Annotated in this window: 15 protein-coding genes, 1 tRNA gene and 1 pseudogene; 12 read left to right on the top strand and 5 right to left on the bottom strand. The window is 48.7% G+C overall.

Annotated features, from left to right (window positions below):
- Positions 1-236: 236 nt before the first annotated feature.
- Positions 237-1,292, top strand: a complete 1,056-nt coding sequence (gene dinB, locus B1H58_RS02625) for a DNA polymerase IV (RefSeq protein WP_085067845.1) — start codon at positions 237-239, stop codon at positions 1,290-1,292.
- Between the two features lie 304 nt (positions 1,293-1,596).
- Here the strand turns inward: dinB and pepD are convergent, their stop codons facing one another.
- Positions 1,597-3,051: a beta-Ala-His dipeptidase gene (gene pepD, locus B1H58_RS02620; RefSeq protein ID WP_085067844.1), complete on the bottom strand. Its 1,455-nt coding sequence runs from the start codon at positions 3,049-3,051 to the stop codon at positions 1,597-1,599.
- Between the two features lie 253 nt (positions 3,052-3,304).
- On the opposite strand from pepD, the gene gpt reads away from it, so the two are divergent.
- The 3 genes from gpt to crl all read left to right on the top strand — a co-directional run bounded on the left by gpt (position 3,305) and on the right by crl (position 5,591).
- Complete coding sequence (gene gpt / locus B1H58_RS02615) at positions 3,305-3,763, top strand: xanthine phosphoribosyltransferase (protein WP_085067843.1); 459 nt, start codon at positions 3,305-3,307, stop codon at positions 3,761-3,763.
- Between the two features lie 121 nt (positions 3,764-3,884).
- Positions 3,885-5,129, top strand: coding sequence for an esterase FrsA (gene frsA / locus B1H58_RS02610; RefSeq protein WP_085067842.1), 1,245 nt, complete (start codon positions 3,885-3,887; stop codon positions 5,127-5,129).
- A 60-nt stretch (positions 5,130-5,189) separates the two neighbouring features.
- Complete coding sequence (crl, locus tag B1H58_RS02605) at positions 5,190-5,591, top strand: sigma factor-binding protein Crl (RefSeq protein WP_085067841.1); 402 nt, start codon at positions 5,190-5,192, stop codon at positions 5,589-5,591.
- A 128-nt stretch (positions 5,592-5,719) separates the two neighbouring features.
- Here the strand turns inward: crl and B1H58_RS02600 are convergent, their stop codons facing one another.
- Positions 5,720-6,832 (bottom strand): porin, encoded by a 1,113-nt coding sequence (locus tag B1H58_RS02600; protein WP_085067840.1) that lies wholly within the window; start codon positions 6,830-6,832, stop codon positions 5,720-5,722.
- 243 nt (positions 6,833-7,075) lie between these two features.
- Between B1H58_RS02600 and proB the strand changes: the two genes are divergently transcribed.
- From proB to B1H58_RS02565, 8 genes and pseudogenes are all read left to right on the top strand, one after another.
- Positions 7,076-8,179: a glutamate 5-kinase gene (gene proB, locus B1H58_RS02595; protein ID WP_085067839.1), complete on the top strand. Its 1,104-nt coding sequence runs from the start codon at positions 7,076-7,078 to the stop codon at positions 8,177-8,179.
- Positions 8,180-8,189: 10 nt separating this feature from the next.
- Positions 8,190-9,443 (top strand): glutamate-5-semialdehyde dehydrogenase, encoded by a 1,254-nt coding sequence (gene proA, locus B1H58_RS02590; RefSeq protein WP_085067838.1) that lies wholly within the window; start codon positions 8,190-8,192, stop codon positions 9,441-9,443.
- A gap of 104 nt (positions 9,444-9,547) precedes the next feature.
- A tRNA-Thr gene (locus tag B1H58_RS02585) sits at positions 9,548-9,623 on the top strand.
- Between the two features lie 163 nt (positions 9,624-9,786).
- Positions 9,787-10,968, top strand: a complete 1,182-nt coding sequence (locus B1H58_RS02580) for a tyrosine-type recombinase/integrase (protein WP_085067837.1) — start codon at positions 9,787-9,789, stop codon at positions 10,966-10,968.
- A gap of 3 nt (positions 10,969-10,971) precedes the next feature.
- A pseudogene (locus B1H58_RS20945) lies at positions 10,972-11,385 on the top strand (ABC-three component system protein); the annotation flags it as partial.
- A gap of 93 nt (positions 11,386-11,478) precedes the next feature.
- Positions 11,479-11,979, top strand: a complete 501-nt coding sequence (locus B1H58_RS20940; RefSeq protein ID WP_418304145.1) for an ABC-three component system protein — start codon at positions 11,479-11,481, stop codon at positions 11,977-11,979.
- On the top strand, positions 11,979-12,437 hold the full coding sequence (locus B1H58_RS02570) for an ABC-three component system middle component 2 (RefSeq protein WP_085067836.1): 459 nt from the start codon (positions 11,979-11,981) through the stop codon (positions 12,435-12,437). The genes B1H58_RS20940 and B1H58_RS02570 overlap by 1 nt, the downstream gene beginning before the upstream one ends.
- On the top strand, positions 12,430-14,250 hold the full coding sequence (locus tag B1H58_RS02565; RefSeq protein ID WP_237172444.1) for a hypothetical protein: 1,821 nt from the start codon (positions 12,430-12,432) through the stop codon (positions 14,248-14,250). The genes B1H58_RS02570 and B1H58_RS02565 overlap by 8 nt, the downstream gene beginning before the upstream one ends.
- A gap of 557 nt (positions 14,251-14,807) precedes the next feature.
- Here B1H58_RS02565 and B1H58_RS02555 read toward each other — a convergent pair.
- Genes B1H58_RS02555 through B1H58_RS02545 form a run of 3 tightly spaced genes read right to left on the bottom strand, consistent with a single transcriptional unit; the run spans position 14,808 to position 16,379 of the window.
- Positions 14,808-15,083, bottom strand: coding sequence for an ogr/Delta-like zinc finger family protein (locus tag B1H58_RS02555; RefSeq protein WP_085067834.1), 276 nt, complete (start codon positions 15,081-15,083; stop codon positions 14,808-14,810).
- Position 15,084: 1 nt separating this feature from the next.
- A complete protein-coding gene (locus tag B1H58_RS02550; RefSeq protein ID WP_085067833.1) occupies positions 15,085-15,642 on the bottom strand; it encodes a phage polarity suppression protein in 558 nt (185 codons plus the stop codon).
- Positions 15,639-16,379 (bottom strand): hypothetical protein, encoded by a 741-nt coding sequence (locus tag B1H58_RS02545; protein WP_085067832.1) that lies wholly within the window; start codon positions 16,377-16,379, stop codon positions 15,639-15,641. The genes B1H58_RS02550 and B1H58_RS02545 overlap by 4 nt, the downstream gene beginning before the upstream one ends.
- Between the last annotated feature and the right edge of the window lie 331 nt (positions 16,380-16,710).

Below are 16,710 nucleotides of genomic sequence, written 5' to 3'. Positions count from 1 at the left end.
AGGGGGGTTAAACTGCAACGCCCTGCGGCGTCTGTAACATGCATATAGGATAATTCCGCTATTGCTGCGCAACATTATCACTGTCTGTTTTTTTATCAAGATGCCAGCTAAGAAATAGCTGTTATTCCGGAAATAGCCCGCAAATTAACGTATGCCGTTACTGCATATTCATCGCGCTACGCCATTGAATCCCCTTAAGTTGGCTGTATACTTATCCAGTACTGGCGGAGGGGGCTATGCGCAAAATCATTCATGTCGATATGGACTGCTTTTACGCGGCGGTGGAAATGCGTGATAATCCCAGCCTGCGTGATATCCCGCTGGCCATTGGCGGTAACCGGACGCAGCGCGGCGTTATCAGCACTGCTAACTACCCGGCCCGTAAATATGGCGTGCGCAGCGCGATGTCTACCGCGATGGCGTTAAAACTTTGTCCGCACTTAACGCTGCTGCCGGGCCGCTTTGATGCCTATAAAGAGGCTTCCGTCCATATTCGCGAGATCTTTTCACGTTATACCGCGCGTATTGAGCCGCTGTCGCTGGATGAAGCCTATCTTGACGTAAGCGACAGCCCGCACTGCCACGGTTCGGCAACGCTGATGGCGCGTGAAATCCGCCAGACTATTTCCCGTGAACTGGATCTTACCGCATCAGCGGGCGTTGCGCCGATTAAGTTTCTTGCCAAGATCGCCTCCGATCTGAATAAGCCGAACGGCCAGTATGTGATCACCCCGGAAGAGGTGCCGCAGTTTTTGCTGACGCTACCGCTGGCGAAAATTCCTGGGGTAGGAAAAGTCACCGCAAAGAAGCTGGAAGATTTAGGGCTGCGTACCTGTGCCGACGTGCAGAACAGCGATCTGGCGATGCTGCTGAAGCGCTTTGGTAAATTTGGCCGGGTGATTTGGGAACGCAGCCACGGTATTGATGAGCGTGAAGTGATTACCGATCGCGAGCGTAAATCGCTCGGCGTTGAGCGTACCCTGTCGGAAGATATTCATCACTGGGAGCAGTGCCTGGAGATTATTGATTTTCTCTATGACGAGCTGGAACGGCGGCTAACCAAAATCAAGCCGGATCGCCATATTGCGCGTCAGGGCGTTAAGCTTAAGTTCAGTGATTTTCAGCAGACCACGCAGGAGCATGTCTGGCCGGTATTGAATAAAGAGGATTTGATAGCGGTAGCGAAAGAGGCCTGGGAAGAGCGCCGCGCCGGTCGCGGCGTCAGGCTGGTGGGGCTGCATGTGACGTTGCTTAACCCCCAACTGGAGCGGCAACTGCTGCTGGGGCTGTAGGATGGTTAAAGCCAACGAACTTTAAAATTTGAGATGAGTCATTTATTTGTCTGGCTAAAAATGTAAGACAATAAAAGATAAATATAAAAAACGTCCATAAACTGGGATTAAGAGAATTACTTAACTCTTTAGATATCTATTGTTTCCCGTTGAGAAAAAGATCTGACGTTAACGATCCTAAATAAAACAGCAGGTCAGTAGCATTCATCATCGGGCGATAAAAAAATAAGCCGGGTAGAACAGTAAAAAGGCCAGAAACGCTCTGGCCTTTAATTTTACTGATGGCGACTCGCTGCGGGCGAAATTACTTCGCCGGAATCACCTTCAGCAACTCCGTCAGCAGCTGCCAGTAAAGCGCTACGCTGCCAATATGCACCTGCTCATCCGGCGAGTGCGGGCCGGTAATGGTCGGGCCGATGGAAACCATATCCATATCCGGGTAAGGCTTCTTGAACAGACCACATTCCAGCCCCGCATGAATGATTTGAATATTCGGCGTCTTGTTAAACAGGCGCTGATAGGTCTCACGCACCAGCGCCATGACCGGCGAACTGGCGTCCGGCTGCCATCCCGGATAGCTGCCTTTTGCTGCACCTTGCGCACCAGCCAGTTCACACAGCGAGCTCAGCATTGTCACCACATAATCTTTGCCGCTGTCGATCAGCGAACGGATCAGGCAGTTGATTTTTGCTTCCTGCTCGGTCATGGAAACCACACCGACGTTCAGAGACGTTTCTACCACGCCTTTCGCCACGTCAGAGTTGCGGATCACGCCATTCGGCGTGCTGTTCAGCAGGGCGATAAAACGATCGCGGCTGTCAGCGGTCAGCGCCGCGCCACCGGCCACCGGCTCGGTTTGCAGGGTGATATTCTTCTCAATCAGGCCCAGCTCGTTTTGCAGGGTCGCCAGATAACCCATCGCCGCAGATTTCAGCGCATCGATTTTTGCCGCTGGCAGAGCAAATGTAGCGTAGGCTTCACGCGGAATCGCATTGCGCAACGTGCCGCCGGTAAAATCAATCAGACGCAGATCGTATTCACGCGCATGCTGTGCCAGGAAGCGCACCAGCAGCTTGTTGGCGTTGCCCAGGCCCAGATGGATCTCCGCCCCGGAATGACCGCCTTTTAACCCTTTCAGCGTCAGGCGCAGCGTTTCGTAATCGGCAGGAACCGCTTCACGCTGCAGCGGCAGCGTAGAGGTAAAATCGATGCCGCCGGCGCAGCCCATATAGATTTCACCTTCTTCCTCAGAATCGGTGTTAATCAGGATCTCAGCCTGCAGCCAGTTCGGTTGCAGACCGAATGCGCCGTCCATGCCGGTCTCTTCCGTCATGGTCAACAGCACTTCCAGCGGACCGTGTTGTACACTCTCATCAGCCAGTACTGCCAGCGCGGAAGCCATACCAATGCCGTTATCCGCGCCCAGCGTCGTGCCGCGCGCTTTTACCCATTCGCCATCGATCCAGGGCTGAATCGGATCTTTAGTGAAATCATGGGCCGTATCGTTGTTTTTTTGCGGCACCATATCCAGGTGCGCCTGCAGCGCTACCGGCTTACGGTTTTCCATGCCTGGCGTGGCTGGCTTACGGATCAAGATATTGCCGACCTGGTCACGGTCACACCAGAAGCCTTTTTCCTTTGCCCAGGAGAGAATGTGCTGCGCCAGCGCTTCTTCGTGAAATGAAGGGTGCGGAATGGAGCAGATTTTAGCGAAAATATCCCACAGCGGTTGGGGAGAGAGTTGAGACAATTCAGACACGACAGGTCTCCTGTGTCATCGGTGCGCGGCTGCGCATCATTGCGAAATTTCCAGTAATCGATCGCCGTCAGCGAATCTGACGTGATGGGGTGAGAATAACATCCTTTATTGTCTGCTGTGCAGTCGGGCGCGTTAAAATGCGGCAACCGCGCGATCCGGTGCTGGTTTTTAACGCGTCAGATCCTTATAATGCCGCGCAACCTTTTCCCATTGCATATTTTTTAGGCCAATTCGATTGGTCGGGATTCCTTTTATGAGCGAAAAATACGTCGTCACCTGGGACATGTTGCAGATTCATGCCCGTAAACTGGCTCAGCGCCTGCTTCCTGTTGAACAGTGGAAAGGCATTATTGCCGTAAGTCGCGGTGGCCTGGTTCCGGCTGCACTGCTGGCGCGCGAACTTTCTATCCGTTATGTCGACACCGTTTGTATTTCCAGCTATGACCACGATCATCAGCGCGAAATGAACGTGCTGAAGCGTGCAGAAGGCGATGGCGAAGGCTTCATCGTGATTGATGACCTGGTTGATACCGGCGGCACCGCTCAGGCGATCCGTGAAATGTATCCGAAAGCGCGTTTCGTCACGATTTTCGCTAAGCCAGCTGGCGCGCCGCTGGTTGACGATTATGTAGTTGATATCGCACAGAATACCTGGATTGAGCAGCCGTGGGATATGGGCGTTGCCTTTGTTCCGCCGATCGTCGATCGCTGATTGACCTGCATCAAAACAACGCCCGGTTCGTCCGGGCGTTGTCGTTTCTGCGGGTCGCACCCTGGGGATGGGTGAAGTACACTGTAGTCTCGTCATCGCGCGGCGGCAGGAGAGCGACACCATGTCAGCAAAAAATCTCAGCGAAGAGCTATTCAAACCCCGATTTAAACACCCGGAAACTTCATCACTGGTACGCCAACGGCATCACGTTACGTCGACCGTTCAATCCACGCTGGATGGTGAGAGCCATACCGGCTGGTATCGCATGCTCAACCGCCTGCTCTGGAGCTGGCGCGGCTTGCCGCTGATTGAGATTAGCGAGGTGCTGGCGCGCATTGCTGTCAGTTCAGCAGAGCGCACCAGCGAGGAGCTGCTGGATACGGTCATCGGCTATCGCAGCGGCAACTGGATTTATGAATGGAGCAAACAGGCGGCGCTGTGGCAGCAGAAGGCGATAGACGCAGGCGAAACGCCGGAAGCAGGCGAACACTGGCTGCATGCGGTTAATCTTTACAGCCTGGCCGCCTGGCCACATATCAAAGGCGATGAGCTGGCCGAACAGGCGCAAACGCTGGCTAACCGCGCCTATGAAGAAGCCACGCTGCGTCTGCCTGGCGAGCTGAAAGAGTTATCGTTCCCGATTCAGGGCGGCGGCTCGATTACGGGCTTCCTGCATATGCCGCCTAATGTTAGCGCGCCTTATCCCACGGTGCTGCTGTGCGGCAACCTCGATAGCCTGCAGATCGATCACTATCGCCTGTTTCACGATTACCTGGCACCGCGCGGCATCGCGATGTTGACGATTGATATGCCGTCGGTGGGTTTTTCCTCTAAATGGAAACTGAGCCAGGATACCAGCTTTCTGCATCAGCAGGTGCTACGCGGTTTGGATGCGGTACCCTGGATAGATCATACGCGCATAGCGGCGCTGGGCTATCGTTTTGGCGCTAACGTGGCGGTACGTCTGGCTTATCTGGAGGCGCAGCGTCTGCGCGCCGTCGCCACCCTGGGGCCAATTGTTCATGCGTTGCTGGCTAACTCTGCTCAGCAGGAGCGTGTGCCGGATATGTATATTGATGTGTTAGCCAGTCGGTTGGGTATGCCACGCGCCACAGATGACGTACTGCGCACTGAGCTAAATCGCTATTCGCTGAAAACCCAGGGGCTGTTGGGACGCCGTACGTCAACGCCAATGCTGGCAGGCTACTGGCAGAACGATCCCTGGAGCCCGGAAGAAGATGCGCGCCTGATTGTTAACTCATCCGCGAACGGCAAGCTGTTGCCGATCGGTTTCTCGCCGGTGTTAGGCAATTTCGATCGGGCGCTGCAAACCCTCTGCGACTGGCTGGTACAACAGTTGAAGTGATAAGTTGCTATTTTGCATTAGTTTGCTAAAACTGTTAGCTCATTTAAGGAGGTGTAAACCATGACGTTACCGAATGGACATCCACGAAGCCGGTTGCTTAAACGTTTTACCGCGCTGGGTCCCTATATTCGCGAAAACAAATGCGAAAATGAGCGGTTCTTTTTTGATTGCCTGGCCGTTTGCGTCAATGTTAAACCTGCACCGGAAAGCCGTGAATTCTGGGGATGGTGGCTGGAGCTGGATGCGCAATCCGATCACTTTACCTATCAATATTACTATGGCCTGCATGATAAAGATGGCAACTGGAAGCCATGCGCGATCAAAGGCAAAGAGAATGAAGAGAAGCTGGAAGAGACGCTGCGTAACTTCCATGAACGTTTGAAATCTACGCTGGCCGAACTGGAGCTGGGGCTGTTACCCGCCGAGGGCGCCAACGAACAGACAATGAAATTAACCGCTTAATTGTCCGCTTTAAACAGGAAAGGCAGGCTATACGCCTGCCTTTTTTACGATGTCTCCGCAGCAACCGGCCAGCTTTCTGTTGCAGCAATACTGACGTATTCAGCAAGCTAACCGGGTGATGCAGGGCATCAGAACTGGTAAGTCATGCCCACGGCAACGATATCATCAGTGTTGCGGTTCAGCTTGTTGTTGTCATCCAGCAGGTTGATTTTGTAATCAACAAAGGCGGACATGTTTTTATTAAAGTAGTAGGTGGCGCCCACGTCAGCGAACTTATAGTAATCCGCATCGCCCAGGCCGTTTTCCATATCTTTGACTTTCGTTTGCACGTAAGCCAGTGACGGACGCAGGCCAAAATCAAACTGATACTGTGCCACCACTTCGATATTCTGCAGCTTATTTGCATAGCCGCTGATATCTTCTACAGTGCCGTTAACGTTAACATCATTGCCGCTAATCGGGTTCATATTACGGGTTTCAGCGTAAGTGGCCGCCAGATAAACGCCGTTGTTGTCATACTTAATACCGGTTGCCCAGGCTTCGGCTTTCTCGCCACCGCCAAATTCGCTGTTTTTCTGAACCAGCGTGCGGTTAGAAGAAGAGACCGCGCCTTTAAGGCTCAGGCTGTCGAGGATTTTATAAGAAAGCGATGCGGCCATGCCGTCACCGTTAGAAACGCCGTTGGCACGTGACGAGCTTTCGTTTTTACCCTGATATTGCAGCGCAAAATCCAGGCCATCAACCAGACCAAAGAAGTTGCTGTTGCGATAAGTGGCAACGCCGTTAGTGCGGGTCAGCATATAGACGTCGGCTGAAGTATAGGCGGTGGCACCAAACTCCGGCATCATATCGGTAATGGCTTCAACATCATAAATCAGGCCGTAGTTGCGACCATAATCCAGCGAGCCGTAGTCAGCGACTTTGATCCCGGCAAAGCCCAGACGCGTTTTATTGCCTGAGTTAGAGTCGCTTTCCGGGTTATACAGGTTGTACTGATATTCCCACTGACCGTAACCGGTCATTATTTCGTTAATTTGCGTCTGGCCTTTAAAGCCGATACGCACATAAGATTTGTCGGCGTTGTTGCTGGCATTGGTTTCAGCATCGCTGATATAACGCATTGCTTTCAATTTGCCATAAAAATCAAGCTTGTTACCGTCTTTATTGTACACTTCTGCTGCCTGTGCCGCGGTGCTCAGGGTCAGGGCGGATACCAGTAGTGCCAATGCGCTCTTTTTCATTTGTTATTAATCCCATGAGTGAAAAAATGTACTGCTCGGAAAACTCTTATAACTGCGGGAATGTTTTTACCGGGATTTGATGAATGTTTTATGAAGCTTTTCCGCTTTTATTGTTAAACGCGAACTTTTGGTCTACGCGGTTGTCAGGCATTTTCCATGTTTTTCCCCGTGGTGCCTGTTGGCATCCTTGCCCACTCCTGATAAAACGTCCTTTCAAAGACATTTTTACTACGGCAGGAAATCATGAGCGGCAGTCAGACCTTAGTGGTCAAACTGGGTACCAGCGTGCTGACCGGCGGATCGCGTCGGTTAAATCGGGCACATATTGTGGAGTTAGTTCGTCAGTGCGCACAGCAGCACGCGGCGGGCCATCGAATTGTGATTGTTACCTCTGGCGCAATGGCTGCCGGACGTGAACACCTGGGTTACCCGGAACTGCCGCCTACCATCGCCTCAAAGCAGCTGCTGGCTGCGGTGGGGCAGAGCCGTTTGATCCAACTGTGGGAACAGCTGTTCTCTATCTATGGCATCAATATTGGTCAGATGCTGCTGACGCGGGCGGATATGGAAGATCGTGAGCGCTTCCTTAACGCGCGCGATACGCTGCGTGCGTTGCTGGATAACAATATCGTGCCGGTGATCAATGAGAACGATGCGGTGGCGACGGCGGAAATCAAGGTCGGCGATAACGACAATCTTTCGGCGCTGGCAGCGATGCTGGCCGGTGCCGATAAGCTGCTTTTGCTGACCGATCAGCAGGGGCTGTTTACTGCCGATCCGCGTCATAATCCGCAGGCATCGCTTATTAGTGACGTGCACGGCATCGATGATGCGCTGCGCACCATCGCTGGCGACAGCGTTTCCGGCCTTGGCACTGGCGGCATGGCAACTAAACTACAGGCGGCGGATGTCGCCTGCCGCTCCGGCATTGAGGTGATTATCGCGGCGGGCAGCCGTCCGGGCGTTATCGGCGATGTGATTGAAGGTAAACCGGTGGGCACGTGTTTCCATGCGCAACAGTCGCCGCTGGAGAGCCGTAAGCGCTGGATTTTCGGTGCGCCGCCTGCCGGTGAGATTATTATCGACGACGGTGCGCTGTCGGCGATGCTGGAGCGCGGCAGTTCGCTGTTGCCGAAAGGCATTCGCGAAGTGAGCGGCAACTTTTCACGCGGCGAAGTTATCCGTATTCGCAGCCTGTCTGGTCGTGATGTGGCGCATGGCGTTTCACGCTATAACAGCGATGCGCTGCGGATGATTGCCGGTCACCACAGCCAGGAGATCACCGATATCCTGGGTTATGAATACGGTCCGGTTGCCATGCACCGCGACGATATGATTGTCAGCTAAGGAGCCTTCAGTGTTAGAAGAGATGGGTAAGGCGGCCAAAGCGGCCTCATATCAGCTTGCCACGCTGAGTACGACGGAGAAAAACCGTGTACTGATGACCATTGCCGAACAACTGGAAGCGCAGAGCGCGGAGATTCTGGCGGCTAACCAGCAGGATCTGGCGGATGCGCGTCATAACGGTATGAGCGAAGCGCTGCTGGATCGTTTGATGCTGAACCCCATGCGTCTGAAGGGGATTGCCGATGATGTGCGTCAGGTTTGTCGGCTGGCCGATCCGGTAGGGCTGCTGATTGATGGCGGTCGGCTCGACAGCGGCTTACGCATTGAGCGCCGTCGCGTGCCGCTGGGCGTGGTGGGGGTGATTTACGAAGCGCGCCCGAACGTGACCGTGGATGTCGCCTCGCTGTGCCTGAAAACCGGCAACGCGGTGATCCTGCGCGGCGGTAAAGAGACCTATCGCACCAACGGCGCAACGGTGCGCGTTATCCAGTCGGCATTACAGCAGCACGGTTTGCCAGCAGGCGCGGTGCAGGCGATTGAAAGCCCTGACCGTGAGCTGGTTAACCAATTGCTGAAGCTGGACCGCTACGTGGATATGCTGATCCCACGCGGTGGGGCCGGATTGCATAAGCTGTGCCGTGAACAGTCAACCATTCCGGTGATTACCGGCGGTATCGGCGTATGCCATATCTATATTGATGTCAGCTATGATCCGGAAGCGGCGCTGAAGGTGATTGTTAATGCGAAAAAACAGCGTCCCAGCGCCTGTAATTCGGTGGAGACGCTGCTGGTTAATGAAGCCATTGCCGACGCTTTTCTGCCTGCGCTGAGCCAGCGTATGGCGCAGGAAGGCGTGAAACTGCATGCCGACGCGCTTTCACTGCCGCTGTTGCAGCAGGGCCCGGCAGAAGTGGAAGCGGTGAAAGAGGGCGAATATGACGACGAATGGCTGTCGCTCGATTTAAACGTGCGGGTAGTAAAGGATATGGACGAGGCGATCGCGCATATTCGTGAGCACGGCACCCAGCATTCCGATGCTATTTTGACGCGTGATACGCGCACCGCTGAACGCTTTGTTAATCAGGTAGATTCTTCAGCGGTGTATGTGAACGCCAGCACCCGTTTTACCGATGGCGGTCAGTTTGGTCTGGGCGCGGAAGTAGCGGTAAGTACTCAGAAACTGCACGCTCGTGGTCCGATGGGGCTGGAAGCGCTGACCACCTATAAATGGGTGGCTTATGGTGATGATACGGTGCGTTCATAGCTTAATTTTCTATAGCTGATGATAAAACCAGCATACGATGCGGCGCCTCTTGACTCAGGCGCCGCTTTTTTTTAACGTTACAGCCCGTAGCACCTCTCCGGAAAGCCGATATAGCTCAGTTGGTAGAGCAGCGCATTCGTAATGCGAAGGTCGTAGGTTCGACTCCTATTATCGGCACCATCTCAACTTCCTCAAACGTCCGTATTAGTCCATAAGTCACCTGATTTATAACGTTTTTTATTTTCTTTAGTCCAAGGTTGTCCGTAACTATCCAGTAGTATCCGGTACTGAATGTGTATAGGATTGTGTATATGTTCCTGTTCGGTCATGGATTCCTATACACATGCCTTTAAACGATATGCAGATTCGCCGCGCTAAGCCTGAAACTAAAGCCTATACACTCGGAGATGGGCAAGGGTTGTCATTGCTTATTGAGCCTAATGGAAGCAAGAGCTGGCGGTTCCGTTATCGTTTTGCCGGTAAACCCAAGATGATCTCGCTTGGTGTTTATCCAACAATCACACTTGCCGATGCTCGTTCACGTCGTGACGATGCCCGAAAACTGGTTGCCGAAGGAAAGAACCCGAGTGAGGTTCGAAAAGAGCAAAAGCTGGCTCTGCAAACAGAGTCAGAGAACGCTTTCGAAAAGATAGCCAGAGAATGGCATCAGATGAAGTCTGCCAAATGGTCGGCAGGATATGCCTCAGACATCATGGAAGCGTTTCAGAACGATATTTTTCCTTATGTCGGAGCAAGGCCAGTAGGAGAAATTAAACCGTTAGAGCTGCTTAATGTGCTGCGTAAAATTGAAAAACGTGGTGCGTTAGAGAAAATGCGTAAAGTGCGACAGCGTTGCTCCGAAGTGTTCCGCTACGCAATTGCAACGGGTAGAGCAGAGTATAATCCCGCGGCTGATCTCTCCAGTGCCCTTGAAGTGCATCAATCCAATCATTTCCCATTCCTAAAAGCTGAAGAAATACCTGAGTTTCTGCGTGCCTTAGAGGGGTACACCGGAAGTCGGCTTGTCCAGATTGCTACAAAATTACTGATGATAACAGGCGTAAGAACCATCGAGTTACGTGCTGCATTGTGGTCGGAATTTGATCTAGATAACGCTCTTTGGGAAATTCCTGCTGAAAGGATGAAAATGCGCAGGCCACATCTTGTGCCATTATCGACTCAAGCGTTAGATTTGCTCAATGAACTTAAGATTATGACAGGGAATTATCGTTATGTTTTTCCTGGCCGGAACGATCCGAACAAGCCAATGAGCGAAGCGAGCATAAACCAGTTAATCAAGCGTATTGGATTCGGTGGAAAAGTTACTGGGCATGGTTTCCGACATACTTTTTCTACAATTCTTCATGATCAAGGCTTTGATAGTGCTTGGATTGAACTCCAGTTGGCTCATGTGGATAAAAATTCGATTAGAGGGACTTATAACCATGCTCAATATTTTAGTGGAAGACAATCTATGATGGAATGGTACAGTGATTTAATAATTGTAAGACCAAAAAGGAGTTGATTTGTGTCTCAACCACTTTCAGAAATATTGACATGGGATGATGAGCAATGGGAAGTGTTTGTCCATGATTGGCTTATTGTATGCAAAAGAGAAATTTATCCATGGAGTGAGCGTCTTGGAGGAGCTGGAGATAAAGGTAGGGATGTTGTTGGGTATAAAACCGATCCTAACATGAGCGGTTATTCGTGGGATAATTACCAATGTAAACTATACAAAAAAAGTTTAGGCTTTTCTGATGTTGTTGTTGAATTTGGAAAACTTATTTATTTCACTATGAAAGGTGATTTTCCTCTTCCCCAGAAGTACTTTTTTGTTGCGCCATATGATCTATCTACAACATTTTCCAATTTATTAAAAAATAAAGACGAACTCAAAAAAGCCATTATTGAATCATGGGACTCTGCAATTTCAAAGAAAATAAGTAAAAAAGTAGACATTCCTTTAGATGTAGATATAAGAGAGCATATTGAAAAATTAGACTTTGGTATTTTTTACTCCCTTCCTCTATCTTTGATTTTGAATGATATTGCCAGTACACATCTTTATTTTAAGTATTTCAAGGAGTTATATTCCGTAAGGGTTCCCCCGGATGAAATTCCCGAATATAATCCAGACAAGGAATCAGTTTATGTCAATGCATTGTTACAAGCATATTCAGAGCATGGAGATAAGACGTATAACTCATTTTTAGAACTTGATGATCCATATAGAAGACATTTTAATAATAGTAGGAATGACTTTTATTTTGCATCTTCCCTTGAAGTATTTATGCGTGAAGTATTCAAAGAAGATAACTTTAAAGCGCTTAAAAGCTATATATCTTCATCTATTGAGCCTGTGTTTTACGAGGAACACAACTGTTCGTTTATTAGGTGTAATGCAGTTTTAAAGCAAGCTGTTTTGACGCCGATCGCACACTCCGTATTATCAAAAATATGTGAAGCAAATGATAAAAAAGGAGTGTGCCATCATTTGGTTAATGATGGTGAATTTATTTGGAAGGTGAAGTGATGGTCAGAATATATAATTCAAGTTTAGAGATGGCATGTAGAATAGCAAAAATACTTGTTTCTATTCATCCTTCATCAATAAGCCTCGAGAAACTTATTTGCTTTGATTTTATGGTTGTAAATCTTAAGGACTTCTTACCCACTGAAGTTAGTCTTCATCCTCCAATACCTCGGCGAGATGCTCAACTAGCTCTTAAGCGAGAAGTTGTTTTAGAATCATTGACTCTTTTACAGGGATATGAATTGGCATCAGAGGTTTATACGCATGACGGTTTTGTCTATAAAGCTTCAGAAAAAACATACGCATTTACAAATTCTTTTCAAAATGAATATGTAGACCATATGGAGCATAATATAAAATTGGTGGTCAGTCAGTATAATGGCATGCTGGATGAACAGTTACAATTAATTATAAAAAACAAAATCGGCAAGTATGATATGGAATTTAATTATGAATAAAAATTTTTTTACATTTAAAAAATTAAAAGTGTCTGGATTTAATAAGCAAGATGCAATTATTGAGTTTGGAACTAAATTGACCATCTTATATGGCGGTTCCGATTCTGGTAAAACTTATATATATTATTTGATCAGATATCTATTAGGTAGTGAGAAACTAAAAAACAGAGATATTGACCACGCGCAAGGCTACGATACAGCTTTTCTAGAGATTTCTTTTCAAGATAGATTAATGACGATTGAGAGATCTTTATTAGATAACTCTCATTATAGGTTGTATGATTCAAACATTGAGAATGCTAGCAGTGTTAACTTGGTAATGACATTTTCTAAAAGTGTTTCATCCAAAAAGAGTTTTGCATCATTTTTTTACAGTAAGCTGAGGTTTAAAGAAGCCAAAGTAAGAACAAACTTAAGTAATACCTTGCATAATTTTAACCTGAATAATGTTTTGGACTTCTTTTGCATTGATGAATTAAAAGTTTTAACAGAGCGTTCCTTAATTTTTTCAGATATTCCGAGTGAAGATACAAAGAGAAAATCTGAGTTTAAATTTTTATTAACTCAAAGGGATGATAATAACTCTCTTGCAGAGAAACCAAATAAAAAAGCCAGGGTCTTTCTGAAAAGCCAAATTGCGAACATTTATGAAGGTTTAAAATCTGAGTTGCTTTATCCAGAATATGATAAGGCATCTATTGTAAGTGAGTTGGAGAGTGTAGAGCATGAAATTGAATCTTTAAGAAATATTTTAAAAGATGTTATTGATGTGCTTGATGAAAAAAAAGATTTATTAAAAGAACTAAGCGATGAGTTATTTTTAATTAGTAATAGAGAGAAGTATATATCCTTACTTATCGAAAGGTTTAATCTTCTCAAAGATCAATATCTTATTGATCTTGGTAGGATAGAGGTTGTTTCTCAAGCAAACTACTATTTAAATAACTTTGCTGATACATACTGCGAGGTTTGTAACTCACCTCAAGAAAGAAAAAATAAAATATCGTATGAGGACTATGCGCTCTCTTGTAATGCAGAAAAATTGAAGATTAAAAATCAGTTACAGGGTTTAACTGATTCAATCGAGACTAATACTGAGGAGCATAAATCATTACTGATACGAATAAAAAATGTTAGTGATATATATGATGTTGAAAAAGATGAATTTAAGAAGTTAGAAGAGCTGAAATACAAAAAATTGAATTCATCAATTGAGGATCTTTACGAGTATAAAGATAATCTTTTAATGGATTACACTAAACATAAAATCCTATCTTCGTTGCAAGATAAAGAAGATGATGTTGATGAGCTTAAATACTCTGCTGATGATTTCGATTCGTTAACCGTTGTTGATTTCTGTGATATAGAAAAAGCGATGGAAAATTTTCTAAATGATATAAAGTTTAATAATTCAATAGGCAATAAGGTGCGTTTTGATGAGGGTAAATATGACTTCAATATTAACGGAAAGCACCGAGGGATGTTTGGTAAAGGTACCCGTGCAGTTATACATGCTATATTTACAATTTGCTTTGCTGAATGTTTATCAAACAAAGGTAATCCATTCATAGGGTTTGTTGTTCTTGATAGCCCATTAGTAACACATTTTGATAAGGATAGAGGCGTATCACCTTCGGAAATTAATAGTGTAAGTTTAAGTGATGCTTTTTATTCGATATTGGTTAAAAAAAGTTATAATTTCCAAATCATCATTCTTGAAAATAAAGGTCCAACATTTTCAATTCAAATTAATGATGATAATAAAGTTAATAACTTAAATGCAGGTGGAAAGTCAGGTTTTTATCCGGCTTGATAATTTGTAATTTATTATGCTTGCGCAAAGGCGCGCTCGGAATGCGATTTTTTTTGAGCGTGCTGTGTACGTATTTAAGGAAAGGATTATTAAAATATATATATCATCGATTTTATTTTGATGGGGGGAGCTCTAATTGTTGGTGTTGCACATAGATACTTATATAGCTTGAAGATTTAAACCAAAGGCGAAGTTTAAGCAACATCATTTTAAAATTAAATTCATTCTAAATTTTATAAAATAACCTTTCCTTTCCCCTAAAACCTTCCTGTGAGGTAGCTTGCGAGGGGGAGGCGCTAGCTTACGATGCTTTAATCTCACCCCCGAGCGCGCGCTCGTACCCCCGCCACGCCTGCCCGCTTCATGTAGCGGTTTTCATGCAGGTGCATGAGTGCCCCGAAACCGCGCCGCCACTGACCAGAACGGGAGAAATTTGGGTGCATTTATTCATGCGTTTTCATGCGGCATAGTCATGCACTGCCGCCACAGCGGGCCAGCCAGAGAAAAAGCCACAAAAAACCCGGCGCGGTGGCCGGGGAAGAAATGAAGGTGGAAATTCAGGCGGGAGCGTGCTGCCGGTTCGACAGCCTGCTGGCTGCGCCGTAGCGGTTGAGCGTCTGCTGTACCCGTTTCGGGGTTTCCTGCGCCGGTCCGGTCGTTCCTCCTGCCTTCTGCGGCTTCATGATAATGCTGTCCAGGCTCTCCAGCGTGGTGAACGTACAGGAGCAGTCAATATTACGGCACTGATACCAGGTCTTTTTCAGCGTGCCGGTCTGGTATTCACTGGTGCGGGTGTGTGCGGTGGTGCCGCACTCCGGGCATTTCATGGCCATCTCAGCGGCCCTCCTGCTGTGCGTTCAGCTTTTCCAGGCGAAACCGGTAACCTGCATCCCTGGCCGGGGTACGAATGGTGGTGGCGTCATCGCGCACTGCGCTGTCAGGATACAGGCCTGTCTCATTGAGGATGGTCTGATATTCTTCAGCCACCACGGGCGCGCTGATTTCAGCCTCGCGAACAACGGCGGCACGCAACGTTCGCATGGCGGTTTCCAGCCCGGCGGGGCCGTTCAGGTAAGGCGCCAGCGCGCCGGTCAGCGCAGCGCCATGCGCCTCCATAAAGGCGGTCAGCGCTTCACTCACACATGCATCAGTCACATGACGATGGGCCTGAAGCACGTCACCGGCGGCACAGATAATCTGCCAGGTCAGCACGTCCTGCCATTCACGCAGGTTATCCGCCTGCTGGCCGTAATCAGTGGGTTTGCCCTCACTGCTGAACAGTGTTTCAAGCTGCTGCTGTTTGTTTTCGCGGTCAGCGCGCAGGGTGCGCCAGCTTTCACCGGCACGGAGGTACTGGCTCAGGGCGTCCTGTGGGGTGGTGGCGTTTATCATGCTTTATCTCCTGCAGCCTTCTGTTGCTTAACCCTCATCCTGTGGCGGGCTGCGGGAGTGGGGACCAGGCGCGCATCGCTGTATGCCTGCGGGGCTGGATACAGGCCGGTTTCCTCAAGCAGCGCATCGCCCTCAGCCGACGGGTTGTGGTCCATTGCTTTTGTCATGATTTCTTCGTGGATGAACTGCCTGAACATCGTGTTGCTGTCATTCACGCCCGCATAGCCACCGTCGTGTTCGTTCTGCATGGCGAGCCAGCGCAGGCTCAGGGCGTGTATCAGCGTCTGGCCGTGTTCTTTCATAAACTGTGCCCAGACGTGGCTGGAATGAATATTTATCAGGGACTGGTGCGCACTGGTATAGGACACAGCCCGGTCGCCGGTGGTCCAGGGCAGGGTTTCAGTTTCGGCCTGGTGCGCGGCCAGCAGGTCATCGAATTCATCCAGCGTTTCACGGCCCAGCGCAATTTCGGCACGCAGCTTTTTCATGCGCGGCGTCATTGCGCCCTGGTTTTCACGGAACAGCTGGCGCCATTCTCCGTTCTGCGCTCTGGCTTCTGCCTCCGTTTCTTCACGGCGTTTGCGGATGGTCTCCGCCATGCCTGCGGCATCTGCCTGTTTCTGGCGTGCGGCAAGCCATGCGGATTTGCTGCTTTTTACGCGCTCCAGCGCCTGCTGTGTGGCGGCAGGCAGGGCGGCAATGGCATCAGTGGTCGGGGTCCGGGTGGTGTCGGTCATAAATGGCTCCGTTGCGGTGTTTTCGTTAACGCCATTGTGCCGTTGATGGCACAACCCGGCTAACGGACAGCGTTGTGTCAGCCACCAGACAAAAAGCCTTTCTTCTGGCGAGCCAGGGAAAGGTTTCACGCAAGCCATTGTTCAGCTTTTAGTTTTATATATATCCTTCACCATTCTTCACCAGAAATAAAAAGACAGTAAATACAGTAAATTAAGAGGTGAACAGTTCAGAAATAATCCTTCACCCTCTGTTCACCACTCTTCACCCACAGCAGCAGAAACCTGTTAATGCCTTTAGATTTAATTCAGATATAAATCCTGATATCTATGC

This window comes from Pantoea alhagi (assembly GCF_002101395.1).
GTDB classification, from domain to species: domain Bacteria; phylum Pseudomonadota; class Gammaproteobacteria; order Enterobacterales; family Enterobacteriaceae; genus Mixta; species Mixta alhagi.
The sequence above is the reverse complement of the archived record's forward strand: the minus strand, read 5'-3'. Positions and strand labels throughout refer to the sequence as shown.